At 59.4% G+C, this 25,057-nt stretch carries 23 protein-coding genes; 8 read left to right on the top strand and 15 right to left on the bottom strand.

What is annotated here, in order from left to right:
- Positions 1 to 38: 38 nt before the first annotated feature.
- The 6 genes from dsbG to USG84_RS05690 form a co-directional block, all read right to left on the bottom strand.
- Complete coding sequence (dsbG, locus tag USG84_RS05665; protein WP_151413714.1) at positions 39 to 797, bottom strand: thiol:disulfide interchange protein DsbG; 759 nt, start codon at positions 795 to 797, stop codon at positions 39 to 41.
- Positions 798 to 838: 41 nt separating this feature from the next.
- Positions 839 to 1,450 carry a DsbA family protein gene (locus USG84_RS05670; RefSeq protein ID WP_151413713.1) on the bottom strand — a complete coding sequence of 204 codons (612 nt, stop codon included), beginning with the start codon at positions 1,448 to 1,450 and terminating at the stop codon, positions 839 to 841.
- 6 nt (positions 1,451 to 1,456) lie between these two features.
- A complete protein-coding gene (locus USG84_RS05675; protein ID WP_253542036.1) occupies positions 1,457 to 3,481 on the bottom strand; it encodes a protein-disulfide reductase DsbD family protein in 2,025 nt (674 codons plus the stop codon).
- Positions 3,482 to 3,529: 48 nt separating this feature from the next.
- The gene (locus USG84_RS05680) at positions 3,530 to 3,901 is read right to left on the bottom strand and encodes a hypothetical protein (protein ID WP_151413712.1); all 372 of its coding nucleotides are present in this window, start codon (positions 3,899 to 3,901) and stop codon (positions 3,530 to 3,532) included.
- Between the two features lie 87 nt (positions 3,902 to 3,988).
- Positions 3,989 to 4,549: an RNA polymerase sigma factor gene (locus tag USG84_RS05685; protein ID WP_151413758.1), complete on the bottom strand. Its 561-nt coding sequence runs from the start codon at positions 4,547 to 4,549 to the stop codon at positions 3,989 to 3,991.
- 5 nt (positions 4,550 to 4,554) lie between these two features.
- Positions 4,555 to 4,974: a hypothetical protein gene (locus tag USG84_RS05690; RefSeq protein WP_253542039.1), complete on the bottom strand. Its 420-nt coding sequence runs from the start codon at positions 4,972 to 4,974 to the stop codon at positions 4,555 to 4,557.
- A gap of 265 nt (positions 4,975 to 5,239) precedes the next feature.
- Between USG84_RS05690 and USG84_RS05695 the strand changes: the two genes are divergently transcribed.
- Entirely contained in the window at positions 5,240 to 6,076 is an 837-nt protein-coding gene (locus tag USG84_RS05695) for a hypothetical protein (protein ID WP_253542041.1), read from the top strand.
- An 89-nt stretch (positions 6,077 to 6,165) separates the two neighbouring features.
- Here USG84_RS05695 and USG84_RS05700 read toward each other — a convergent pair whose 3' ends face one another.
- From USG84_RS05700 to USG84_RS05735, 8 genes are all read right to left on the bottom strand, one after another.
- Positions 6,166 to 7,716, bottom strand: a complete 1,551-nt coding sequence (locus tag USG84_RS05700) for a methyl-accepting chemotaxis protein (protein WP_320738198.1) — start codon at positions 7,714 to 7,716, stop codon at positions 6,166 to 6,168.
- 89 nt (positions 7,717 to 7,805) lie between these two features.
- On the bottom strand, positions 7,806 to 8,822 hold the full coding sequence (locus USG84_RS05705) for a LacI family DNA-binding transcriptional regulator (RefSeq protein ID WP_253542047.1): 1,017 nt from the start codon (positions 8,820 to 8,822) through the stop codon (positions 7,806 to 7,808).
- Between the two features lie 28 nt (positions 8,823 to 8,850).
- Positions 8,851 to 10,257: a sucrose-6-phosphate hydrolase gene (locus USG84_RS05710; protein WP_320738199.1), complete on the bottom strand. Its 1,407-nt coding sequence runs from the start codon at positions 10,255 to 10,257 to the stop codon at positions 8,851 to 8,853.
- Entirely contained in the window at positions 10,257 to 11,627 is a 1,371-nt protein-coding gene (locus tag USG84_RS05715; protein WP_253542052.1) for a sucrose-specific PTS transporter subunit IIBC, read from the bottom strand. Before USG84_RS05715 ends, USG84_RS05710 begins: the two co-directional genes overlap by 1 nt.
- Before the next feature lie 66 nt (positions 11,628 to 11,693).
- Positions 11,694 to 13,211, bottom strand: a complete 1,518-nt coding sequence (locus USG84_RS05720; protein WP_151413710.1) for a carbohydrate porin — start codon at positions 13,209 to 13,211, stop codon at positions 11,694 to 11,696.
- Positions 13,212 to 13,384: 173 nt separating this feature from the next.
- Positions 13,385 to 14,275: an aminoimidazole riboside kinase gene (locus USG84_RS05725; protein ID WP_151413709.1), complete on the bottom strand. Its 891-nt coding sequence runs from the start codon at positions 14,273 to 14,275 to the stop codon at positions 13,385 to 13,387.
- 88 nt (positions 14,276 to 14,363) lie between these two features.
- Positions 14,364 to 15,575, bottom strand: coding sequence for a diguanylate phosphodiesterase (locus tag USG84_RS05730; protein WP_320738236.1), 1,212 nt, complete (start codon positions 15,573 to 15,575; stop codon positions 14,364 to 14,366).
- A 95-nt stretch (positions 15,576 to 15,670) separates the two neighbouring features.
- A complete protein-coding gene (locus USG84_RS05735; RefSeq protein WP_320738200.1) occupies positions 15,671 to 17,152 on the bottom strand; it encodes an alpha/beta hydrolase in 1,482 nt (493 codons plus the stop codon).
- A gap of 266 nt (positions 17,153 to 17,418) precedes the next feature.
- Here USG84_RS05735 and USG84_RS05740 point away from each other — a divergent pair, with 266 nt between their 5' ends.
- From USG84_RS05740 to USG84_RS05770, 7 genes are read left to right on the top strand one after another with little or no spacing between them, the layout of a single operon-like run.
- Complete coding sequence (locus USG84_RS05740; RefSeq protein ID WP_061098157.1) at positions 17,419 to 18,273, top strand: MurR/RpiR family transcriptional regulator; 855 nt, start codon at positions 17,419 to 17,421, stop codon at positions 18,271 to 18,273.
- A 12-nt stretch (positions 18,274 to 18,285) separates the two neighbouring features.
- Positions 18,286 to 18,861 (top strand): D-alanyl-D-alanine dipeptidase, encoded by a 576-nt coding sequence (gene ddpX / locus USG84_RS05745; RefSeq protein WP_151413707.1) that lies wholly within the window; start codon positions 18,286 to 18,288, stop codon positions 18,859 to 18,861.
- A 14-nt stretch (positions 18,862 to 18,875) separates the two neighbouring features.
- Positions 18,876 to 20,408 (top strand): ABC transporter substrate-binding protein, encoded by a 1,533-nt coding sequence (locus tag USG84_RS05750; RefSeq protein ID WP_320738201.1) that lies wholly within the window; start codon positions 18,876 to 18,878, stop codon positions 20,406 to 20,408.
- A 23-nt stretch (positions 20,409 to 20,431) separates the two neighbouring features.
- Positions 20,432 to 21,454, top strand: a complete 1,023-nt coding sequence (locus USG84_RS05755; protein WP_061098154.1) for an ABC transporter permease — start codon at positions 20,432 to 20,434, stop codon at positions 21,452 to 21,454.
- On the top strand, positions 21,451 to 22,344 hold the full coding sequence (ddpC, locus tag USG84_RS05760) for a D,D-dipeptide ABC transporter permease (protein WP_151413706.1): 894 nt from the start codon (positions 21,451 to 21,453) through the stop codon (positions 22,342 to 22,344). The genes USG84_RS05755 and ddpC overlap by 4 nt, the downstream gene beginning before the upstream one ends.
- Positions 22,344 to 23,330, top strand: a complete 987-nt coding sequence (locus tag USG84_RS05765) for an ABC transporter ATP-binding protein (RefSeq protein ID WP_151413705.1) — start codon at positions 22,344 to 22,346, stop codon at positions 23,328 to 23,330. Before ddpC ends, USG84_RS05765 begins: the two co-directional genes overlap by 1 nt.
- A complete protein-coding gene (locus USG84_RS05770) occupies positions 23,323 to 24,252 on the top strand; it encodes an ABC transporter ATP-binding protein (RefSeq protein WP_320738202.1) in 930 nt (309 codons plus the stop codon). Before USG84_RS05765 ends, USG84_RS05770 begins: the two co-directional genes overlap by 8 nt.
- On the opposite strand, the gene USG84_RS05775 is transcribed toward USG84_RS05770, so the two are convergent.
- Entirely contained in the window at positions 24,249 to 24,998 is a 750-nt protein-coding gene (locus USG84_RS05775; protein WP_061098150.1) for an SDR family NAD(P)-dependent oxidoreductase, read from the bottom strand. The genes USG84_RS05770 and USG84_RS05775 overlap by 4 nt on opposite strands.
- Positions 24,999 to 25,057 lie beyond the last annotated feature (59 nt).

Genomic DNA, 25,057 nt, shown 5'->3' on the forward strand with positions numbered 1-25,057 from the left:
GACTCTCAGGCAGAAACGCCCCGTTTCTGCCTGATTTTTTACGGCTTCGGCCCGAACATCGCCTCAAGCTGCTGCGCGTCCGGCATACCGACCACCTGCTGCAGCTCGTTTTCCGCATTGAGATAGTAAATGGCCGGCGTGGCGTTAGCGCCCAGGCTGTCCATCAGCGCCTGGTGTTTCTGCAGGATCGCTACCGTTTCGCGGGAAGCGTCCCCTTCTGGCTTGGGCAATTTTTTCCCGCCGGAAAGTTCGTATTCGCGCCAGGCCGAAACCGGATCTTTCGCATTCAGGATCGCAGAGGCGTTGCGCCCGCTGTTGGGGTTAAGAAACGCCACCAGCAGCGTGTTGAGCTGAACCTTGCCCGCCTTCACCCACGGCTGCGCTTCGGCCCAGAACTGCTTGCAGTACGGGCAGAACGGATCGGCGAAGACGAAGACCTTACGCGGGGCGTTTTCTGCCCCTTCCTTCAGGGGATGCGCCGCGTTCAGGCTCTTCCACATCTCGCGCCCCATCGGAGCGTAGATCTCTTTCTGGAAGTAGCCTTCGCTGAGGTTTTTTCCTTTGTCATCGTACAAATAGCCCGAAATAACGTGCTTGCCATCCGGCGTTAAGAATAGCGTCACCCCCATGTCCTGATATTGCCCCAGCCAGGCCGGTGCGCCGCCGGGGGCATCCAGTTTCTTAATGATTTTGATCTGCTGCTGCTCGCTGAACTGCTTCACTACATCCGGTATGGCATCAGCGGCCTGGGCCAGCCCTGATGCCGCCAGCGCCGAAAGTAACAGTAATTTTTTCATTTCCCTCTCCGGTTTGTCGGGGGCATTCCGCCCCCTTCAGGTTAGCGGTTTTTCAGTGCGTCACTGACCATTTCGTCGAACTGTTCAAAAGGAACCCAGCCGGGAAGCAGACCTTCGCCGATAAGCGTAGCGGGCGTGCCCTGAATTCCCATTTTTTCCGCGACGATCAGGCTGCGTTTGATCGACACCATACTCTCATCATCCGGCGCGGTGACGCTCACCCCTGCGCGCTTCTGCGCCTCCTGAATGCTGGCGTCATCGTGGTATCCCTTTTTTGCCATCAGGGTATGGTTAAATTTCATAAACTGCTCAGGATGCGCGCGCCAGACGGTTAACGCGTCACGCGCGGCGGTCAATGAACTTTCCGAGCGGAAAGGTAAAAACTTAAAGACCACCGCCACATCCGGGTGTTTTTCGACGATCTTCTCCAGGTAAGGATCGAATTTCTTACAGTACGGGCAGTTGTAGTCGGTAAACACCACCAGGGTGAGCTTTGGATTTTTCGCGCCAATACGCGGGGAGTTCGGATCGTTAAACAGGAAATCAGCGATCATCTTCTGCGCACGCTGTTCCTGGTCCGGCGTCAGTGGCTGGGCAGCGAACACCTGAGCCGAGGCCAGCAGGAACATAAGCGTAATAAAGAATTTTTTCATAATGCATTAGCCTTTTGCGTTATTCAGGGTGGTGACCAGAGTGTGCTTGTCCAGCAGCGGAGAGAGGATCTCTCCATCAGGCGTGCCGGGGCCATACACCTCATTAAAGGGAATGGCGTAGCGGTTTCGCTTCGCCAGAAACTCCGCGATTAGCGCGGAGGGCTGGCTCCAGTCTCCGCGCAGGGCCACCACGTCCGGCTGGCTCAGCGCGGCAATAACGTCCGGCTGACGCAGTACCCGGTGCTCGTTAACTTTGCAGGTCACGCACCAGTCCGCCGAGATATCCACAAACACCCGTTTCCCCTGCGCCAGCGCCTGCTGGATGGCCTCCTCGCTGAGCGGCTGCCACGGGATGGTCTGTGCCACGCTTTGCGTGGTGGCGTCAGACGGTGAGTTGAGCAACCCGCGCAGCTGATACCCGCCAGACACCGACAGCGCGATGACCACGACCCAGAACAACGGCGAGGAGGTTTGCCCTTTCTTCGCGAACAGCGCCAGCGCGATAGCGATCAACACCAGCATCACGATCTGGCTGACCGCCTCGCCCAGATGCAGGCTCAGCAGCGTGACCAGCCAGAGGCTGGAGGCCAGCATCATCAGGCCCAGAATCGTTTTGAGCGTATTCATCCAGCGGCCGGGTTTTGGCAGCATCATGGCCGTTTTCGGCACCAGGGCCACAAACAGCCACGGCAGGCTCATGCCTACGCCGAGCATCAGGAAGATAAGCCACAGGGAGTGCAGCGGCGCGCCAAGGGCAAAGGCAACTGCCGTACCGAGGAACGGCGCGGAGCACGGCGTGGCCAGCAGCGTGGCGAACATCCCTTCGCAGAAGCTGCCGCCAAGCCCCGTGCCCCCTGCCGTTGCCAGCCGCCCGGCGGCGGCTGAAGGGAGCAGCATCTCAAACGCCCCAAACAGGTTCAGCGCAAAGAGGAAGGTCACGGCGACCATCAGGCCGATAAACCACGGGTTCTGGAACTGAATGCCCCACCCCAGCGACGCCCCGGTCAGCTTAAGCGCGGTCACCATCGCGGCCAGCAGCATAAAGGAGGTGAGGATCCCGGCGCTGGTGGCCAGGAAGCGCAGCCTGATGGCGCGCCTGTCCGATCCCGCCTGCAGGATGCTGTTAAGCTTCATGCCCATTACCGGCAGCACGCAGGGCATCAGGTTCAGGATCAGCCCGCCCAGCAGGGCAAAAAGCACCATTTTGCCCGTTCCGCCCGGTGCGGAAGGCTCTGCGGGGGCTGCCCCAACGGTCATGGTGGTTTGCTGAGCGTTACCGCCATTGGTCAGCACAAACGACAGCTTCTTGCCTTCCAGCGAGGCGGGTTTATCGCCCCATTCGTCGGTCACGGGTACCGCCACCCGAAGCGTATTGCCCTCGTGTTTAATTACCGGCTCGCCGGGCAGAACGTCACCCTCCAGCGGGTCAAAGTAGATCCCCGGATTGTCCCACTTCCCGTCCGTGGTGCCGGTAATCACCAGCTTGTCGCCAGAGAGCCAGGCGGCCAGATCCGCGGATACGCCCGACGTGCCCGGAACGGTGCGCATCGCTTGCTCGAAGGCGGTCTGGAAGCCCTCATCCACCGGCTGGGTAAAATCGAGATGTAGCGGATAGTCCGTCAGCAGGCAGACGTTACTGCACGTGGAGAGCGTGAGCGTCCCGTCCAGCGCGTCGCTCTTCACCCCGTCGAGAACGATCGGAATCGTGACCTTGTCGTGATACCCCTGCGTGGTCATGCCGGAGATATCGAAACGCGACGGCACCGGCCAGGACCAGCTGTCGGTTACGCCTTTCGGCCAGCTGATTTTCGGGGCCACGCCGCCCTCGCCCGGCGATCGCCAGTAGGTTTTCCAGCCGGGCTTTAGCTCAACGGTGAGCAGGCCTTTAATATGCGCTTGTTCCCTTTCCGCCTGGAAGCGGATGCGGGCGTGATCGTTTTGTGGGGAGACCAGCCAGCCGGTGTCTGCCGCATGGACAATGCCGATGAAGGACAGCCACAGGAAGACGAATCCCCTGAAGAGGTTAACCATGTATTACTCCGTGAACAGTGAAAAATTATCGTGTGGTGACGATGATTTTCATTCACGGAAAACGCAGTTTTTAAGGTGTATTCGGGGAGGCGGTGCCTGAACGGGCTGTTCCGCAGGAGCGAATGCCCGCCCTTGCGTCAGCAGCTGTAACAGCGCGAAGAAGATAATGATGGCCGGCAGCGCGCCGTCGAAGAACAGCGGCTGGGCACAAAGAAGCGACTGGGCGCCTAGCTGGCAGGGCGATGGCCCGGACTGCTCAGTCTTGCTGCTTTGCGTTGGGGCATCTGCACTCAGTGAAATCTGCGGATCCAGTCCCTGTAAAAAATGGTTGAGCATCACCGCACGCTGCACGAGGCAAAGCGCCATCGCGAGACAGGTGACGATCAAAAGCCATTTTCCGAGGAGCTGACGGTTGCGCATAATATTCCACAGTAACAAGACGCCCCGATCATAAACGATAGTGATGAATCTACAAGTGCCTTGAGTGTAAGGTTTTGTCTGTCGCCGCTATTCACCCGTCAGCGCGTCGTAGATATCCCGCAGCCGCGTGCGCAGAAACAGCACCGCCTTGTGCTTGCGGGATAACAGCGCCTGCTCGCTGGCCCCCGTCTCCTCTGCCAGCATTTTAATGCTGTAGCCGTGCAGCTCGGTCTTTTCAAATACCTCGCGCTGCGGCGGCGGAAGTTCAGACAGCGCCTGCCCCAGCTCTTCCCACAGCAGCGTTTTGAGATACTCCTCCTCCGGCGTTTGCGGCACGCCGAACAGGGTTTCGGCCAGCTCGTCTTCGGGGAAACCCTCTTCGTCTTCGCCCGTAAAATAGCCGGAGAGCGGCACCTCGCGCTTTTTACGCGCCCGGTCGGTCATCTCGTTACGCGCCGCGCGGAACAGCCAGGCCGCGACGTTTTCGACCGGCTGCTCCACTTTCATCAGCTGATAGGTCACTTCCTGCAAAATGTCGTCGGCATCATCACGAACGGACGTCCGTCCGCGAATGAAGGCTTTCAGCCGGGCGCGGCAGGCACTGAGCGCCGACATCAGCATGGATCCGCCCGCCTCCCCGGCTTTCATTTCGCTCACTCTGCTTCCGGCGTTTTTGGCGCGGCGTCGTCGCGCTTGTCGTCACGATGGCCGTGCCAGCCGCAGTGCCCGCGCCCGTGGCGACCAAAGCCTTCGCGACGCTGCTGAATAAACGCCTCGCGCTGCTCGGGCGTCATGTTCATCCAGCGCTCGTGCATCCGGCGGTGCGCGCCAAACATCCCGGGGCGGAAACCCAGCCCGCCAAACAGAATGCGGCTCAGCACCAGAATGCCTAAAGCCTGCCAGAACCCGATGGCCTTCACGCCGAGGATCGCCGGGAGTAAGGCGTTCCACAGGGACATCACCAGCAGGCCGAGCACGATGAAAATTACCGCGCCGATGACTAAGCCCTTGCCCATACGGTGGCGACCGAATCCGCGCCCGTGACCTCTGCCGTGCATATCAAAATCTCTCATGGTGTTTACCTCGTTTACAGTAACTGATTATGGCTTGTGATGAGGTAGACGGATGAGGGAGGGAAATATTGCCGGGGTGAATAAAAAAATTTCGTGATGCGGAATTTGGACTCATAGCGGTTAGAGCTGGCGCTCGCTATGAGTCACCTTCAGGCCATCCGCAAAGCCACTTTTAGGTCAGTTATCTTTTATGAAAACAAGAGTGCTCTTGTAACAATCAATAAAAAAAATCCATTATATTTAGTATTTAAAAACGGAGACAATCGTGAAAACCGATATGAGATATTTCTATTGCCTTTTGCTTTTCCCATTCGCAGCATATTCAGATGCATTAAATGTGGAATCTATATCTCCTGGCGTATCCTTGATTCCACCATTACCTGCTAACCTAAGCAACCCGGGGTATGTTACTATTCCACGTGTTTTACCCAATGTATCTGAAAGGGGCATCGAAAATTACGACACTAACGAGTGGCCATATGGCTCTTCGAAAGCGATAATCAAACTTACAGAAGAGTATTCCGGTTATGAAGAGGTAACTCATCAATGCACAAGAAAAGGGCGCACCCGAGCTGATTGTTTTGGTAACAGAATTTACGCTAATGGTAATAGAGCATATTTCGGTAGCAACCTAATCCTTAAACTTAACAACGGAGGTGAGGCTAAAACAAAATGGTGTATTAACATTCTAAATCAAGATGGTTTAACCTACACAATAAATTGCATGAGCGAAATACAACGTCAGCCTTGTACATTTAGCACAACAGCACCTCAAATATTAATCAACACATATATTGCAGGAAGCAAGGAAGATACTGCCTCAGTAGCTGTCAACTGGTCCTGCCCACAAAGAGAACGCCCGCACTTTGAGGTACTAAATCAGAAATATTCGGACGACTGTAATGATGAAACAGAATATCAAGATGCTAAAAATAACGGAGCTGTCACCATTGCAAAGTATAGGGTTAAGTTAGGAGGAATATGCAATGGCCATCCTACAGGTTATGGTACGAACGGAACAGTAAACACACAAGTTTTCGCTAAAGGCGAAAAGGCCGGTACAGGCACTGCTTCATTCGTTATGCGGGTATCCCTGCCATGAAAGATAACTAGTGCCTTGTACCGATTGTTGTTCAACCCTGCCGACGCCAGACATTAAAAAGGCTCCCTCAGGAGCCACCCTTCATACAATCAAGCCTGCACCGGCAACCTAAAACTCGAAATACTCCGTGAAAGCTGCTGCGCCTGCTCTTCCAGCGAGGCCGCCGCCGCCGCAGACTGCTGCACCAGCGCGGCGTTCTGCTGGGTTACGCCATCCATCTCGGTCACCGCCTGCCCGACCTGGCTAATTCCGCGGCTCTGCTCTTCAGAGGCGACGGAGATCTGCTCCATCAGCGTATTCACCTTATTCACCGACGAAATAATCGAGTCAATCACCTCGCCCGAGCGGTTCACCAGCTCCGCGCCGTTTTTGACGCTGGAAACCGACTGCGCAATCAGGCTCTCAATGTCCTTAGCCGCCACCGCGCTTTTCTGTGCCAGGGTGCGCACTTCGCTGGCCACCACCGCAAAACCGCGGCCCTGCGTGCCGGCGCGCGCCGCTTCAACCGCCGCGTTCAGCGCCAGGATGTTGGTCTGGAAGGCGATGCTGTTGATCACGCTGGTAATGTCTTCGATACGCTTCGAGTTCGCCGCGATGGTGTTCATCGTGTCGATCACTTCGCGGGTCACCGCTTCGCCGGTATGGGCATTGTTCACCGCGTCCTGCACCAGCTTTCCGGCCTGATACACGTTATCGGTATTGTTCGCCACCGTCGCGCTCAGCTCTTCCATGCTCGCCGCCGTCTGGGTCAATGCGGAAGCCTGCTGCTCGGTACGTGACGCCAGGTCGATATTCCCGGAGGCAATCTCCTGCGCCGCGTGCGTCACGGTATGGCTCGCATCGCGCACCTGGGCGATGGTGGCAAGCAGTGCCTGACGCATCTGCTCCATCGAGCCCATCAGGTGGTCGATTTCGTTATGTGAACTCCCCTTCACCGGCACCGGAATGTCCAGCTTGCCCGCCGCAATCTGGCTGCAGTGCTCGCGCGCCAGGTTGACCGGGGCAAAGACGAAGCGCTTCATAAAGATGCTGACTGCCACAATCACCACCACAAACAGGCTGGCGATAACGGCAATCATCACCAGGCCGGAGACGAAATTGCCGCGCGCATCCTCGTTCAGGCTTTTGGCGTATTTTTGATGAACCGAAAGCACCTGATCGAGAACGATTTCGTACTGGCGGTCGAGACGGGAAACTTCCGGGATCAGCGCGTTAAATTTGGCGACATCGTGCGCCGCAGCGGCATCGATCAGCGGCGCCAGCCCCTGGTTGCGGTAGTTTTGCCAGGCGTCCTGATAGGCACTCACCAGCGGCGCTTCGTCGGTCAGACGCGGCGAAGCCATAAAGGCCGCAAAGGCATTGTCCGCTTTGGCCAGCGCCTCTTTCACTGCGGCAAGCTTTGCAGACTCGTCTGTCGAGTTGCCCGCTTCCACCATCTTCACGTACTCCATCACCCGCACGCGCAGCGTACGGCTGTGGTTGATGGGGTCAATAATCGACAGCACCACCTGAATCTCTTTGTTCACGTTATCCAGCGAATTATTACTTTTAATGATGAGGCCAACGCTGGTCACGGTGCTGACAACAAAGAACAAAAGCAGCGAGAACAGGACAATCAGGGACGACTTTTTCAACGACATAAACCAATACCTCAAGGAGAATTATTCCTTATGGTTATCGGCGCATCCAAAACTTAAATTAATTAAAGTTATTGATGTATCGGTCGGGGCTATACCGCTGGCTTATAGCGCCGCTGCAGGGTGGCATCCAGCTTGCGCTGCAATGGCTGCGGCGTCTCCCCTTCGATCAATTTGCCAATCAGATCAAAGCAGTGCCACGCCAGCTGGCGGTTGTCCTGGCGAATGGTATCCACCGGGATCGTCAGTGAATCGTAGAGATAGTGATCGTCAAAGCTGGCTAACCTGATATCGCTTTGCAGCAGGTTGTGCTGGCCCATATAGCGCAGCACCCCTTCCAGCAGCCCGCAGGCGGCGGTGAACAGGGCTTTTGGCGGACGCCCCAGGCGGGCGCAGAGTTCGGCAAACATCTCGTATCCGGAGCTCGGGTGATAGTTGCCGTGAATGATCCACTCGGGGCGCAGCTCCACACCAGCCTCTCGCAAACCTTGCTTAAACCCGTCCAGACGGTCGCGCGTCGGAGAAAGCCGCGGCTGGCCGCCGAGGAAGTAAAATTCATCCGGATGCTGACGCGCAATGTCCGCTACAAGCGTTGCTGTCGGGGTAATGGAGTCGGTGATCACCAGCGGCAGCGCGCTGTCGTTCATATGGCGGTCAAAAAGCACCACGGGCAGCTGCTCGCTGAGCTTCAGGTAGTCCGCATCGTTCAGCATGCTGGAGGCCACAATCAGCCCGTCCACCTGACGCGCAACCATGTTGTTCACCACCACCGTCTCCTGCCCCGGATTTTCATCGCTGCAGGAGATCAGCAGCTGAACGCCCGCTTCGCGGCACAGCGTCTCCAGCTCGTGAGAAAAGACGGCAAAACCGTAGTTGGTGATCTCCGGAACGACCAGGCCAATGGTGTGGCTGCGGTTGTCGCGCAGGGACCGGGCGTGAATGCTGGGCTGATAGTGGTGCTCTTTTGCAATCGCCAGCACGCGCTCGCGCGTCTCTTCCGCCACGCGAAGCTCTTTGCTGCGCCCGTTCAGAACCAGGCTGGCGGTGGCTTTTGACACGCCCGCCAGCTCCGCGATGTCTTTAATGGTGACGCGTTTTGTTTTTCTCACAACGACTTAGATCCGGCTGCCAAAACCCTCATTCTATCATGCAGGCGCGCAGCGACCAGTAGCGTAATGTGATGTCGGACGCACCTTCGAATCGCACCCGGGCCGGATGGTCAGGAAAATAGCGGCTGCTCATCACCCCTTCGCCGTGATTGATGAAAATTTCGACGCTGGAGCGGTCGCACAGAACGCGTAAATGACGGACGTCGCCCAGCCAGTAGCGGGTCAACGTTACACCGGTTTTCAGGCTGGCGCGTTCCAGGCGCACGCCCTGCTCATCGACCGTGAGGCGCAGCGCGCCAGCAAAATCGACATTCACCTGCGATGCGCCCAGCTCAAACTCCAGGCGCGCCGCGTCCAGTTCCGGCGCCTCGCTGGCGCGTCCCTGCCAGCGCTGCTCATCTTCGCGCAGCGCCGCCAGCTCGCGCGCCGGGGTCTGCCAGAGCCTGCCGTCGCGATAGCGAAGTTCGCGCGGGCAGGTCATCTGGTGCATCCAGCCGTGCGCCCGCGTGGGCTGAAGCATCTCTTCCCCGTCCGGAACGCCCATCCAGCCGATCAGAATGCGGCGTCCATCTTCTGCTAACGCGGTTTGCGGGGCGTAGAACTCAAAGCCCGCGTCCAGCTCGTGCAGCTCGCCGTGATCGAATGCGGCGCTGGCGTAGTCAAACGCCCCGCTCATCCAGGTGGCCGGATAGGTGTTGAGGTAGCGATGCGGCTCGCGCGCCAGCCCCTGCGGGCAGCAGATCAGCACGTGCGTTCCGTCGAGGGCGAACAGGTCCGGACACTCCCACATATACCCCGCTTCCGTCAGGCCGTTGACCCCGTGACCGGCGATCTCCCCACAGGATGCCCAGGCATGCAAATCGGCTGATTTAAACAGCAGCACCTTGCCGCGCTTTTGCACATCCTGCGCACCCAGCACCATGTACCACTCCCCGTCGTGCTGCCACACCTTCGGGTCGCGCACGTGGCCGGTGTAGCCTTCCGGCAGCGCCAGGACCGGCCCCAGCTTCTTAAAGGTACCGTCCGCCTGTTCCTCCGCCAGGCACTGCCAGGCGGTGCGGCTGCCGTCATCAAACTTAACGTTGCCGGTGTAGCACAGCGTCAGGACGCCCTGGTTGTCCACGGCGCTACCGGAGTAGCAGCCGCTGCGGTCATACTCTTCGTCGGGCATCAGCGCCAGCGGCTCATGCTGCCAGTGCACCAGGTCCGCAGAGCTCCAGTGCCCCCAGCATTTAAAGCGATGCTCGCAGCCCAGCGGGTTCCACTGATAAAACAGATGGTAGCGTCCGGCAAACCAGATAAATCCGTTCGGGTCGTTCATCAGACCCGTCACCGGCGCGGGGTGCCACTGCGGGTAGTGGCTATCCGCCAGCGCCCGCGGCTGCCCTTTCATAACGGCCTGCAGGATCGCAGGCCAGCGGTAAGGTAACGTCATTATTCAGAGTCCGTTTTATATTTCAGCAGCAGCGAGACGGTAAACGCCACGCCGAAGGCGATCACCATGCCGATAATATAGTTGAGCAGCGAGCTGGCCTGCACGATGGCCATGCCCGGAATGGCGGTCAGCCCGACGGCGGTCATGTAGACATGCACTGACACTACCCAGGCCCCGCCCGCCGCGCCGCCGATCAGCGCCGCGATAAACGGTTTTACGAAGCGCAGGTTGATACCAAAAATGGCCGCTTCGGTGATGCCCAGCATCGCAGAGAACGCCGACGGTAAGGTAATGGCTTTGATTTTGGCATCTTTGGTTTTGAACCACACCGCAAGACAGGCGCCGCCCTGCGCCACGTTCGCCATGGCCCAGATCGGCAGCAGGAAGTTCACGCCAATCGACGGGTTACCCAGCAGCCCGGCTTCAATCGCGTGGAAGCTGTGGTGAATACCGGTGATCACAATCACCGAGTACAGGCCGCCGAACAGCAGTCCGGCCAGCCAGCCCGCGTGTTCAATCAGCGTGCTGAGGATGAAGGAGATGCCGTCGCCCAGCGCGCGCCCTGCCGGGCCGATAATCAGCAAGGCGATAAAGCCGGAGATAACGACGGTGAGGAACGGCGTCAAAATCAGATCCAGGGCGTCCGGGATCGCGCGGCGCAGGTTTTTCTCGACGATGCTCATGAACCAGACGGCCAGAAGCACCGGGAATACCGTGCCCTGGTAGCCAATCATCGCGATCTCAAGGCCGAAGAAGTTCATGGTGTGGAAGCCGGAGGCCACGCCCCAGGCGTTGGTCAGCGCCGGGTGGGTCAGAATGCCGCCGAGCGTCGCGCCCAGATACGGGTTACCGCCAAATTCCCGCGCGGCGGTAAAGCCGATCAGGATTGGCAGAATGATAAACGCCGCCGAGCTGCACATGTCCAGCATGATGTAGAGGGCGTTATCCGCATTGACCCAGCCGTAGGTTTTCACCATCCCTAGCAGGCCCATCAGCAGGCCGGACGCCACAATGGCGGGAATGATCGGAACGAAGATATTGGAGAGCAGACGCGCAATGCGCTGGAATGGGTTCAGCTTGCGCGCCGCCAGATCTGCGGCTTCAGACTTGCTGGACTCGCTAATCCCCGCCGCCTGAATAAACGCGGCGTAGACCTTATTCACCACGCCCGTGCCGAAAATTACCTGCATCTGCCCGGCGTTATGAAAACAGCCCTTCACGCCCTCGACCTTGCCAATCGCCTGCCGATCGGCAAGCGCGTCGTCGACCAGCACCAGACGAAGACGCGTTGCGCAGTGCGCCGCGCTGGCGATATTTTCCTTGCCGCCCAGCAGCGGAATAAGCTCACGGGCGATTTGATTAACATCCATAGATACCTCTGCCTGACTTCTTTTTATGATGTGCGAAACGCCCCCGCCGGGCGGGAGCGTGATGGGTTAAAACCAGGTTTCCATCTGGACCCCAAAGTTCCATTCCCCGCCGGCGTTGAAGCCGCTGCTGCCAAAGGCATCATCGCTGGCGTAATTATCCAGTTTGCTGCTCCAGTCCATCCAGGTGGCAAACAGGCGCAGCTCCGGGCGGCTGAAGAAATCGCCGATTTTGCTCGCTTTTAGCGTTGGCGCAAAGGTCAGCTTGTAGAAACTGCCGTTAACGGCGTTACGGTCCTTATAGCCTTCCGGATTTAAATCCATGTACTGATAGCTTCCCTCAAACGCCAGAGCGAAGTTCTGGGTCACCTCTTTAATCAGGCGGGCGTTGAGCGTCACCCATTCATAGCTGTCGCCCTTGACGTAGCGATCTTTACTGCTCTGCGCCAGCACGGCAGGCGCGATGCTCCAGCCACCGCCAACAGGCGTGACACCGTAACTTGCGAAGCGCCAGGTATCGGCATCCGAGAGCAGCGCCCCGTCGGAACCGATGCTCTTAACTTCTGCCCCCAGGCCGTGACCGTACAGCAACGCCGTTTTGGCACTCCCTTCCCGCAGGCCGTAGAAGCTCTCGTTGTGCAGCCCCACCAGGACATGAACGCCGTTATTGGCCGCGTCGGTTTTGATGAGATCGCCGTTAGCGTCTTTACGGTCGTCGTTATCCTTCGCCCGCAAGCCGCTCACCATCAGCTGGAACGGTCCGGCGAAGTGGTTCATGGTGAGGATATAGTTCTGGACGTTATTGTCGGTCTGCTCCACGCTGCCGAAGTTGCGGCCGTAAAGGGAGAAGTTGCTGCGCAGCGTGTCGTTCCACTTCACGTCGTAGACGCCGCCACCGGTACCGGCGAGGAACACCACGTCGGAATCCAGCCAGTGAATGTCAAAGTTGTCGCGGTCGAAGCGTTTACCCGCCCAGAAGGTGCTGCCCTTCAGCGCGCCGGTAAAATCAGGCAGGTTGCCCAGCTCCGCAAAGGCCTGGCGAATATTGAGATCGCTGGTATCGGCTGACCAGTCGTTATAGGTTCGCTGACCGTCGGCCAGCATCGCCTTGAAGCGCGTGGTCGCCCCGTTATCCAGGGTTTGCTTGTGCTCCAGGTTCAGCTCGACGTAGGTGTCGGCTTCGTTACCCAGACGCCCTACCGCACCGCCGGTTTCCCCGGCTGGCGTCAGGTACGGCCCGCTTTTGCTGCTGGAGGCCGCGTCGTTCATCAGCAGGCCGGAACGGGCGTAGCCGTGGAACTCAAACCCGCCGCTCTGGTCCGCCTTTTTCTCCAGCGCGGCGGTACGCTGCGCCACCGCCTGGGCTGTGGTTTGCGTCTGCTGCTGGGCGGCGACCAGCTGCTGCGTTTTTTGCTCGGCTTCGGTGGCGCGTTTTTCAGCGCTCTGCGCACGCGCTTCAGCAGCCTGAAGGCGCTGCTCCATCGCGGCAAGGCGCGCTTCAATGCTTGTCATATCCGTCTGGGCAAAAACAGAGGTACTGCCGGCCAGCATGCCTATCATCACGGCAAGTCTGCGTTTTTTATACATTTTGTCGCATCCCTAAAAGTATTAATCGAACGTGCTAAATTGCTAAACCGGTTTAGGTTGCTGATACTAAACCTGTGAATTTTGGATCGGCAATCTTTTTTGCTAAACCGTTTTAGTAAGTGTGATCGGGGCGACAATTCAGGCCGCCGGACGGCGGCCCGTGAAGGAATAAATTACAGATCCTGCTGCCAGGGTAACGCGGTCATTGCCCCCTTTGCCGTGGTGGCTAACGCCCCGCAGCGCTGGGCTAAGGCGATTACCGGAACCAGCTCCTGACCGGCGGCCAGCCCGTAGAGCAGCCCGGCAACGAAGGCATCCCCCGCGCCGGTGGTATCGACGTATTGCACAGGGGTGGCCGGATAGTGCTTCACCTCGCCCTGATGCCAGGCGATAACGCCCGCTTTTCCCTGTGTGACCAGCACCAGTCGCGCCGGGCAGCGCTGCATCAGCGCGTTCAGACCGTCTTGTACATCCGCATCGCCGGTTAAAAAAGTCAGTTCCTCAGCGGAGAGCTTGACCACCTCGGCGCTTTGCAGAGCCTGTTCCAGGCAGCGACGCAGCGCGTTTTCATCCGGCCAGAGATCCGGGCGAATATTGGGGTCAAAGCTTACGTAGCCGCCCGCCTTCCGGATGGCGTCCATCGCCTGAAAGGTCGCCGAGCGGCTCGGCTCAGCGCTTAGCGCGATGGAACAGACGTGCAGCCACTCGCCCGCGCTGAAGGTCGGCAGGTCGGCGGGTTCAAGAAACAGATCGGCGCTCGGGCGCACCATGAAAGTAAACGAACGTTCGCCGTGGTCGTCCAGATCCACCACCACCGTCGAGGTGCGGTGCGCCGGGTCAAGGCGCATATGCTTCACGTCAACCCGCTCGTCAGCAAGCGTTTTCGCCATAAAGCGCCCGAAAGGATCGTCGCCAACCCTGCCGATAAACGCGCTTTTACCCCCCAGCCGGGCAATGCCCACCGCGACGTTTGCCGGTGCGCCGCCGGGGCACTGCAGTAGTCTCCCTTCACCATCGGGCAATAAATCCACCACCGCATCGCCAAGTACCCAGATTTTTTCCATGTGATCCTCTTAGCTAAACTATGTTAAACCGTTTTAGCTATTTAAGCACAGGCAGGGCTAAGGGGAAATAACGCGGGAGGAAAATTGCCTAACGCATCAGATGCGGCCAGCGAATATCGCCGACGCCGTTAAGCTGCGGACGGGCAAACAGGAAGCCCTGGAAGCGGCGGATCCCGGCAGATTCGAGCCAGCACCACTCCTCTATTTTCTCGATCCCCTCGGCCACCAGGGTAATTTCAAGATCGGAGCAGCAGCTGATGATGGAGCGCACAATCGCCTGCTTCGGGCCGCTGAGGTGGATGTCGCTGATGATTTCGCGGTCGATTTTGATTTTATCCGGCTGGAAGCGGGTCAGCAGCGAAAGTCCGGCATAGCCGGAACCGAAATCATCAATCGCCAGCCCCACGCCCTCGGCGCGTAGCTGTTTAATGGCGCTGTTGAACTGGTTAAGCCCGGATATCATCTCGTTTTCAGTGATTTCAACGACCACCTGCTCCGGCTGAAGCCCATGCTGTTTAATCTGATCGACCAGAAACGCCACCGCGCCCGGGACGTTCACCAGCGACATCGGCAGCAGATTGACCGCAATTTTATGGCTGCCAATCCCCAGCTTTTCCGCCAGCGCGAAGGCATACGCTTTCGTCTGGAGATCGACTTCATAGATTTTGGCCGGGTCCAGGGCGCTGAAGAAATGTTCCGGGCTGCCGCCATCATTGCCGCGGATAAGAGCTTCAAAGGAGCTGATCTTACCTTCCGAGGGCTCAATAATGGGCTGAAGCGCAAACTGGCAGTGCTGGCTGACAAGCAGGCCCAGGCTTTCTCCCAGCGGTAAAGTTTCCGTTGAGAGCGTCCATTTTGCCGGATCGTAGCGTCCCCCCGACGGAGCCGGACGTTTGCCCGTAATAAACGTCTGTATAAATTTGAACACCCGGTCATCAGATGTCAGATAGCTGTCCAGCTTGCTGTAATGCAAAACCGACTGCAGCACCTCTTTCGGTGACTGCGTCTGCAGATCGAAAAGCAGCATGCCGACATTTTCAAAACGCCTGCGCGGGCCGTAATCCCGCATCAGTTCAACCACCCCGCCGTGCCGCTTGTCATTGCGGATTTTATGGAACAGCTTAACCACGCTCTCTTCAGAACCTTCGAGTATTTGCAGCACGTCAGTGCCTTTTGCGAGCAGAACCCCGGTGATATTCAGACTGGCATTGCGGATCCGGGCGTGCTCCACCAGCTCCCTCAGCGCGGAGGACTGACAGGATAATTTCAACTGGCTTCGGTAAATCAGCGTGGTCAGCACAATAGGGTGTTCCGATGAGAAAGAGCGGTGCATTGAAGCTACTGTTTAACATACTTTAACAATGCTACCTAACACATTCACGCCACAAGGGAACGTTACTTTTTCTCAACCCCGATTCGGCTGTTAATCCTCTCCTGCATATAGCCATAAAAAGGGTTTGAGGTGACCCTCATCAGCGCCTCTTTGCCAACGCTCAGCACGGACGTCTCTCCCCACAGCGCAATCGTCCCCAGGCTTATCCCGTAGCGGTTTTTCACGCCAGGCTCGCGACCGTAGAGATCGTCATTCGGCGGAAACGGCACGGCAACGTGCGACAGCGAATAAACATCCTGCGGCCAGGCCTGCGCAAGCGGCACAACCGTCTCCCGCGTGCTGCCTGCCGGGGTTGTTTTCGCCACCGTCGAGAAACTGTGCTCGCTGGCATTGGTGATAATCGTGACACTGTAACGCCTCTCGGCAATCGGCAGGAGCGCCGAGGTTGCCGTCCACGACGACGGCTTGAACAGCGGGCGGAAGCTCGCCGCCTGGTTGATGTCAAACACCACCAGCTCGCTGCCGTTTGCCGGAAGCTGGTCAAACAGGCCGCTCACCACCGCACGGGTGCTGACCGTAGAATCCATGACCGACTGGAACGCCAGTACCGGGGGCAAATTCGCCAGCCTGTTCTCCCGCGCCTCGCGGCCAATCTGTTCCTGCAGGGCCTTCGTCAGCAGCCACGACTGGCGGGCGGCGTTCACCGGGAAGGAGTTGTATTTATACGGGTTATATTCCGGAGAGATATTCAGCCACGCCGCTTTGGCAAACGCCGGCAGCAGCGCTGGTAGCCCTGCAAAACCGGCAAAGCGCGCAAAGGACGTCACGCCGATCATCGGTGAGAGCAGGATTACCTGCTGCGGCCGACGAAGCGAAGAGGAATCCAGCGCATCGAGAGCATATTTCATCGCCAGCGCCCCGCCGTTGGAGTACCCCACCAGATGCAGCGGCACGTTCTCCCCCGCCAGGCGCGTGGCTTCCCGCACGGCAAGACGCGCTGCGGCGAGCCACATCTCCCAGTCAACGTCCGTCAGCGCGCCGGGCGCGGTGCCGTGTCCGGGCAGGCGCGGAACCACGGCCACAAAGCCGTGCTGCTGATAATTTTCGGCAAGGTGCCTGACGCTGTAAGGCGAGTCCGTCAGCCCGTGCAGCAACACCACCGCGCCGCGCGGCTTCCCGTCCGGCATCAGCACGAAGGAGCGGTTGGCATCGGGCGTAAACTGCCCCGGCCACATCAGGCTCTGGCGATAATAGCGGTTTAGCAGCGTTTGTTCCTCGCCCTCTGTTTTCGCCGTCACCGCCCTGTCAAGCTCGGCGAAAATGGCGTTTTCCCGGGCGACATACCCGGCAAAGTTGGCCTTATCGAGTTCACGCACGGACATCTCGTCCGCCCGCCAGGTGTGCCAGGGGTGCAGCTCCGGCCCCTGCTGCGAGAGATAGACCCGCACCGCCAGCAGGACGACCAGGACGATCCCCACGACCATCCCTGTTTTCTTTGCCAGCGCCGCCAGGCGCACGCTGATTCGCCAGGGCAAATTCGCCATGCCGGGATCCCTTTCATGTTCACAATGCTTCTATCTTATCAAAAATGTGAACGCGCTGACGTATTCACCAAATTCATACCTGCCGCGTCAGCCGCTGCACCAAAAGTGAACTACGCTGCACAAATGTTGATCATCGGTTAACCAAATATTGCGTGAAATTTACAGCACGGCGGGTTTTAACCGCCCTGTCAACATGGCACGCGTCATGCATTGTTAACCCGGTAACACAAACCCAGCTTTTGACAGCCAGTTAACAGCGAGGCGGTATGACGACGAAACCCGAGATGTTGAGCCGTATCGAAGCGACGTTCAGCCAGCTCACCCCCAGCGAAAAGCGGGTCGGAAGCTGGCTGCTGGCGCACGCCGCGCAAATCCCGTTTGAAACGGCGGAGAGCGTCGGTCTGGCAAGCGGGACCAGCGGGATCACCGTCGGACGCTTCCTGCGCAAGCTGGGATACCGCAACCTGGAAGATGCCAAAAAGAGCCTGCGCGAACCGTACCAGCCCTGGGGCATGAACGAGCGGCTGGACTCCTGGCAGCAGCAGCGCCCCCTGCCCAACCGCCTTCAGCACGCCCTGTCGCTGGAGGTGGACGCCATCACGCAGGTGTATCAGCTGGCGCAAACGGACGCCTTCCGTCAGGTAGTGCACAACCTCGCCCACGCCGACGCGGTGTTTGTGCTGGGGATCCAGTCCACGCGCGGGATCGCCAACGCTTTCTTCAGCCACCTTGAGTACCTTCGCCCGCGCGTGAGCTATTCCGAGGGCGCTTCCGGCAGCTGGGTGGAATCCCTCAACTCCGGGTTTTCGCACCCCTACGTTGTGCTGACCGATACGCGCACCTACTCCGCGATGGCCCGCCAGTACTGCCGCGTGGCCAGCGAGAAAGGCATTCCGCTGGCCTTAATCACCGACATCTGGTGCCCGTGGGCGCGGGATTACCCGATGGATTTACTGCAGGTGAAAACCGACACCGGTCATTTCTGGGATTCACTTGCCCCCGTGAGCTGTCTGTTCAACCTGCTGCTGTCGGGCGTGGTGGAAGCGCTGGGTGATGCGCTCCCGGCGCGCCTGGCGGTAAACCGACAATTACAACAAGAGTTTGGTCAATTCGAACGCTAAAGGAGCGGAGCTATGCCCGAAGAGAGTGAACTGATTGATGTGGCGAAGACGTTTCCCACGCTGCATATCGATCTGAAGTATGCCACCGCCGACAACATCACCGGCAGGCCGATCTATCAGGAGGCGCTGTGCCTGCTGCATACCGACGCCGCCACCGCGCTGGCAAAAGCCATCAGCATTGCCGCGCTGGCCGGGCTGAAGCTGGTTGTGTACGACGCCTACCGGCCGCAGCAGGCGCAGGCTCAGCTTTGGGACGCCTGCCCGAACCCGGAATACGTGGTCGACGTGGCAATTGGCTCCAATCACAGCCGCGGTACGGCCATCGACGTCACCCTGATGGACGAGCATAACAGCGTGCTGGATATGGGCGCCGGCTTTGACGAAATGCATGACCGCTCGCATCCGTATCACCCCTCCGTACCGCCGCACGCCCAGCGCAACCGTCTGCTGCTGAACGCCATCATGTTCGGCGGCGGTTTTGTGGGGATTAGCAGCGAATGGTGGCACTTCGAACTGCCGAACGCCGCCAGCTACCCGCTGCTTGATGACCGTTTTGCCTGTTTTCCCCTGACGCACACCTCTCTTTAACCTGGAGCACTGCCATGAAAACATCGCTTCTCACGACCGTAATCGCCGCCACGCTGGCGTTGAGCGCCCCGCTGGCGCTGGCCGCCGTTCCGAAAGACATGCTCGCAATCGGTAAAGCCGCCGATCCGCAAACGCTCGACCCGGCCATCACCATTGATAACAACGACTGGACCGTCACCTACCCGTCCTACCAGCGCCTGGTTAAGTACAAGCCCGGCTCTACCGAGGTGGAAGGCGATTTGTCGACGGGCTGGAAGGCGTCCGACGATCAGAAAGAGTGGACCTTTACCCTGGCGGATAACGCTAAATTCTCCGACGGCACGCCGGTCACCGCCGAAGCGGTCAAACTCTCCTTTGAGCGCCTGCTGAAGCTCGGCCAGGGGCCGTCTGAAGCCTTCCCGAAAGATCTGAAAATTGATGCCGTGGATGACCACACGGTGAAATTCACCCTCAGCCAGCCGTTCGCGCCTTTCCTCTACACGCTGGCAAACGACGGGGCGTCCATCATTAACCCGGCGGTGCTGGAGGCCAATGCCGCGGACGACGCGCGCGGTTTTCTGGCGCAAAACACCGCCGGTTCCGGGCCGTTTATGCTGAAAAGCTGGCAGAAAGGCCAGCAGCTGATCCTGGTGCCGAACCCCCACTGGCCGGGCGGAAAGCCGCACTTTAAGCGCGTCTCGGTGAAGATTATCGGCGAGAGCGCCTCGCGCCGACTGCAGCTTTCTCGCGGCGATCTGGACATCGCCGACTCCCTGCCGGTCGATCAGCTTTCGGCCCTGAAGCAGGAAGGCAAAGTCGCCGTCGCGGAATACCCGTCCCTGCGCGTGACCTATCTCTATCTCAACAACAGTAAAGCGCCGCTCAATCAGGTGGATTTACGCCGGGCCATCTCATGGGCGACGGACTACCAGGGGATGGTGAAAGGCATTCTGAGCGGCAACGGCAAGCAGATGCGCGGCCCGATCCCGGAAGGCATGTGGGGCTATGACGCCACGGCTATGCAGTACAGCTTTGACGAGGCCAAAGCCAAAGCGGCGCTGGAGAAGGTCAAGGACAAACCCGCCAGCCTGACCTTCCTCTACTCGGACAACGATCCGAACTGGGAGCCTATCGCCCTCTCCACGCAGGCGAGCCTCGGCAAGATCGGCATTAACGTCAAGCTGGAAAAACTGGCCAATGCCACCATGCGCGACCGCGTCGGAAAAGGCGATTACGACATTGCCATCGGCAACTGGAGCCCGGACTTTGCCGACCCGTACATGTTCATGAACTACTGGTTCGAATCGGACAAAAAGGGGCTGCCGGGCAACCGCTCGTTCTATGAGAACAAAGAGGTGGATTCGCTGCTGCAGGCCGCGCTGAAAACCACCGACCAGGCGGAACGCACTAAAGATTACCAGCAGGCGCAAAAGGTGGTGATTGACGAAGCGGCCTACGTCTATCTGTTCCAGAAAAACTACCAGCTGGCGATGAACAAAGAGGTCAAAGGCTTCACCTTTAATCCGATGCTGGAGCAGGTGTTCAACATCGCCACCATGAGTAAATAACGGTTCTCGCCGGGGGAAAGCGTATGACGTTCTGGAGCATAGTGCGCCAGCGCTGCTGGGGGTTACTCCTGGTGGTGGCCGGTGTCTGTATCATTACCTTTATTATTTCACACATGATCCCCGGCGACCCGGCGCGTCTGCTGGCGGGCGACCGCGCCAGCGACGAAATCGTGCAGAACATCCGCCAGCAGTTAGGGCTGGATCGACCTCTGTACGTTCAGTTTGGCCGCTACGTGGACGCCCTGGCCCACGGTGATTTAGGCACGTCCATCCGTACCGGACGCCCGGTTGCGGAAGACCTGAAGGCCTTTTTCCCCGCCACGCTGGAGCTGGCCTTTTGTTCCCTGCTGCTGGCGCTGGTCATCGGCGTGCCGCTGGGGATTTTGTCGGCGGTATACCGCAACCGCTGGCTGGATCACCTGGTGCGTTTAATGGCGATGACCGGGATCTCCACGCCGGCGTTCTGGCTCGGGCTGGGCGTGATTGTCCTGTTCTACGGGCACCTGCAGATTCTGCCGGGCGGCGGCAGGCTGGACGACTGGCTCGATCCGCCGACCCACGTCACCGGGTTTTATCTGCTGGACGCCCTGCTGGAAGGCAACGGTGAGGTCTTTTCCAACGCGCTTCAGCACCTGATTTTACCCTCGCTGACGCTGGCGTTTGTTCACCTGGGCATCGTGGCGCGCCAGGTGCGCTCGGCGATGCTGGAGCAGCTCAGCGAGGACTACATCCGCACCGCCCGCGCCAGCGGCCTGCCCGGCTGGTACATCGTCCTGCGCTACGCCCTGCCGAATGCCATGATCCCATCCATTACCGTGCTCGGGCTGGCGCTGGGCGATCTGCTTTACGGCGCCGTACTGACCGAGACCGTCTTTGCCTGGCCGGGAATGGGCGCCTGGGTGGTAACGTCCATTCAGGCGCTGGACTTCCCGGCGGTGATGGGCTTTGCCGTCGTCGTTTCGCTGGCCTACGTGCTGGTTAATCTGGTGGTCGATCTGCTCTACCTGTGGATTGACCCGCGAATCGGGCGCGGAGGTGCCGAATGATGTTAACGCAGGAAACGCCCGTCCCGGTGAAAACCGCCAGACAACGCGTCAACTGGGCAAAGCTGTTCTGGATGCTGCGCCAAAGCCCGCTTACGATCGTTGGCGGCGTCATTATGATCGCGATGCTCTTCCTGATGGTGGCCTCGCCGTGGATAGTGCCGCATGACCCGAACGCGCTGGACCTTACCGCCCGCCTGCAGGCGCCGTCTGCGCAGCACTGGTTTGGCACCGATGAGGTGGGACGCGACCTGTTCAGCCGCGTGCTGGCGGGCAGCCAGCAGTCGATTACCGCCGGGCTGGCGGTGGTGGTGATTGCGGGCGGCATTGGCTCGCTGCTGGGCTGTTTGTCCGGCGTACTGGGCGGGCGCGGCGACGCCGTCATCATGCGGGTGATGGACATTATGCTCTCCATTCCCTCTCTGGTGCTGACCATGGCGCTGGCCGCCGCGCTCGGTCCGAGCCTGTTTAACGCCATGCTGGCGATTGCGATCGTCCGCATACCGTTCTACGTGCGGCTGGCGCGCGGGCAAACTCTGGTGGTGCGTCAGTTCACCTACGTTCAGGCCGCCCGCACGTTTGGCGCGTCCCGCTGGCATTTGATCCGCTGGCATATCCTGCGCAACGCCCTGCCGCCGCTGATCGTGCAGGCGTCGCTGGATATCGGCAGCGCCATTCTGATGGCCGCCACGCTGGGGTTTATTGGCCTGGGCGCGCAGCAGCCCACCGCCGAATGGGGCGCGATGGTGGCCGTGGGCCGTAACTACGTTCTGGACCAGTGGTGGTACTGCGCCTTTCCCGGTGCGGCGATTTTGATTACCGCCGTGGGCTTTAACCTGTTTGGCGACGGTATCCGCGATCTGCTGGATCCGAAGTCAGGAGGCAAACAGTAATGACCGAACCGGTACTGAGTATTGAAGACCTGCATCTGAGCTTCCCGATTTTTCGCGGTGAGGTTCACGCGCTGAACCACGTTTCGCTTGAGATCGGCAGGGGTGAAATTGTCGGCGTGGTGGGCGAATCAGGGTCGGGCAAATCCGTTACCGCCATGCTCGCCATGCGCCTGCTGCCGGAGGGCAGCTATCGTATTCATCACGGTCAGGTGAAATTACTGGGTGAAAACGTCCTGACGGCGTCCGAGAAACAGCTTCGCCAGTGGCGCGGCGCTAAAGTGGCGATGATTTTTCAGGAGCCCATGACCGCCCTCAACCCGACGCGTCGGATTGGCAAACAGATGGTGGAGGTGATCCGCCAGCATCAGCCGCTTTCCCGGCGCGAGGCGCAGCAGAAGGCGATCGCCCTGCTGGAAGAGATGCAAATCCCGGACGCGAAGCAGGTCATGGCGCGTTACCCGTTTGAACTCTCCGGCGGCATGCGCCAGCGGGTGATGATCGCCCTTGCCTTCTCCTGCGAGCCGGAGCTGATCATCGCCGACGAGCCGACCACCGCGCTGGACGTGACCGTTCAGCTCCAGGTGCTGCGCTTGCTGAAGCATAAGGCGAAGGCCAGCGGCACCTCGGTGCTGTTTATCAGCCATGATATGGCCGTGGTGTCCCAGCTCTGCGACAGAATGTACGTGATGTATGCGGGCAGCGTGATCGAGAGCGGTGCCACGCAAACGCTGATCCACCGCCCTGTGCATCCCTATTCCATCGGCCTGCTGCGGTGCGCGCCGGAAAACGGCCAGCCGCGCGATCTGCTTCCCGCCATCCCCGGCACGGTGCCCAACCTCAGCCAGCTTCCGCAGGGGTGCGCTTTTCGCGATCGCTGCTTTGCCGCCGGGGCGAAATGCAGCGAAACGCCGCGCCTGTCGCCCGCTGGCGCAGAAGGACAGCGGGCTGCCTGCTGGTATCCACAACGGGAGAAACACCATGTCTGACGTACTGCTGGAACTGGACAGCGTGCACGTGAACTTTGCGGCGCGCAAAAACTGGCTTGGCCGCGTGACGGAACAGGTCCATGCCCTCAACGGGCTGGATCTCCAGATCCGTCGGGGGGAAACGCTGGGCATTGTCGGGGAATCCGGCTGCGGGAAAAGCACGCTGGCCCAGCTGCTGATGGGCATGCTTAAGCCGAGCTTCGGCGCATGCCAGCGTGCGCACCACGCAGGCGGCATGCAGATGGTATTTCAGGATCCGCTCTCCTCGCTCGACCCGCGGCTGCCGGTCTGGCGCATCATCACCGAGCCGGTGTGGGTGCAGAAACGCAGCAGCGAGCGCGAGCGCCGCCGGCTGGCGGAGGATCTGGCGCTGCAGGTAGGCATTCGACCGGAATATCTCGACCGTCTTCCGCACGCCTTCTCCGGCGGGCAGCGCCAGCGCATCGCCATCGCCCGGGCGCTTTCGTCCGACCCGGATATCATCGTGCTTGATGAGCCCACCAGCGCGCTGGATATCTCCGTGCAGGCGCAGATCCTCAACCTGCTGGTGACGCTACAGCAGCAGCGTAATCTGACCTACGTACTGATCTCGCATAACGTCTCGGTGGTCAGGCACATGAGCGACCGGGTGGCGGTCATGTATCTCGGGCAGATTGTGGAGCTGGGCAGCGCCGCGCAGGTGCTGAGTGAGCCACGCCATCCCTATACCCGCCTGCTGCTCGATTCGGTTCCCCGCACCGGAGAGCCGCTGGATGAAACGCTGGCGCTACGCAAAACGGAGCTTCCCGGCAACCGACATCTGCCCGAAGGCTGTTTTTTCCGCGACCGCTGCCCGATGGCAACGCAGGGGTGTGAACGTTCCCAGCCGCTACAGCCCTCTGGCGAGGGCCGTCACGTTCGCTGCTGGCGCAGCCTGGATTAGATTTGCGCCATCCCGCCGTCCACAAACAGTTCGGTGGCGTTAATAAAGCTGGCCGCGTCGGAGGCCAGAAACGCCACCGCTTTACCCACCTCAACGGGCGCGCCTAAACGCCCCAGCGGTACCTGCGCGGCCAGCGCGTCGTACAGCCCCTGACGGTGCTCTTCAGGCACCAGATCGCCAAGACCTGGCGTTTTGATTGGACCCGGGCTCACCACGTTGACGCGGATCCCGCGGCCCTGCAAATCCAGCGCCCAGGAACGGGCAAAGTTACGCACCGCGGCCTTACTGGCGCTGTAGACGCTGAAGTTGGCCGTCCCCTTAATCGACACCGTCGAGCCGGTCAGAATAATCGACGAACCGGCGGATAACAGCGGCAGCGCCTTCTGCACCGTGAACAGCACTCCGCGAACGTTGGTGCCAAAAATCCGATCAAACTGCTCTTCGGTGATCGCGCCCAGCGGCAGCATATCGCCGCCACCCGCATTGGCGAACAGGATATCAAGACGGCCTTCTTCTTTTGCTATCCGGGCATAGACCGCATCCAGATCCGCAAGCTTAGAAACGTCCGCGCGAATGCCCACGGCCGTTGAAGCTATTTCTGCCACCGCCGCGTCCAGCTCGGCCTGGCGACGCCCGGTGATGTACACCTTCGCGCCCTGAGCCGCCAGCTCCTGCGCCGTGGCAAGACCAATACCGGTGCTGCCGCCGGTGACCAGTGCGATTTTTCCTGAGAGAGTCGTGTTCATGTCATTTACCTTTTTGTGTTTGCGTTGGACAGACTTTAGCCCTTGCGGCATTAGTGAAA

The sequence above is a fragment of the Enterobacter sp. 168J2 genome, from assembly GCF_034107265.1.
In the GTDB taxonomy this organism is placed as follows: domain Bacteria; phylum Pseudomonadota; class Gammaproteobacteria; order Enterobacterales; family Enterobacteriaceae; genus Enterobacter; species Enterobacter nematophilus.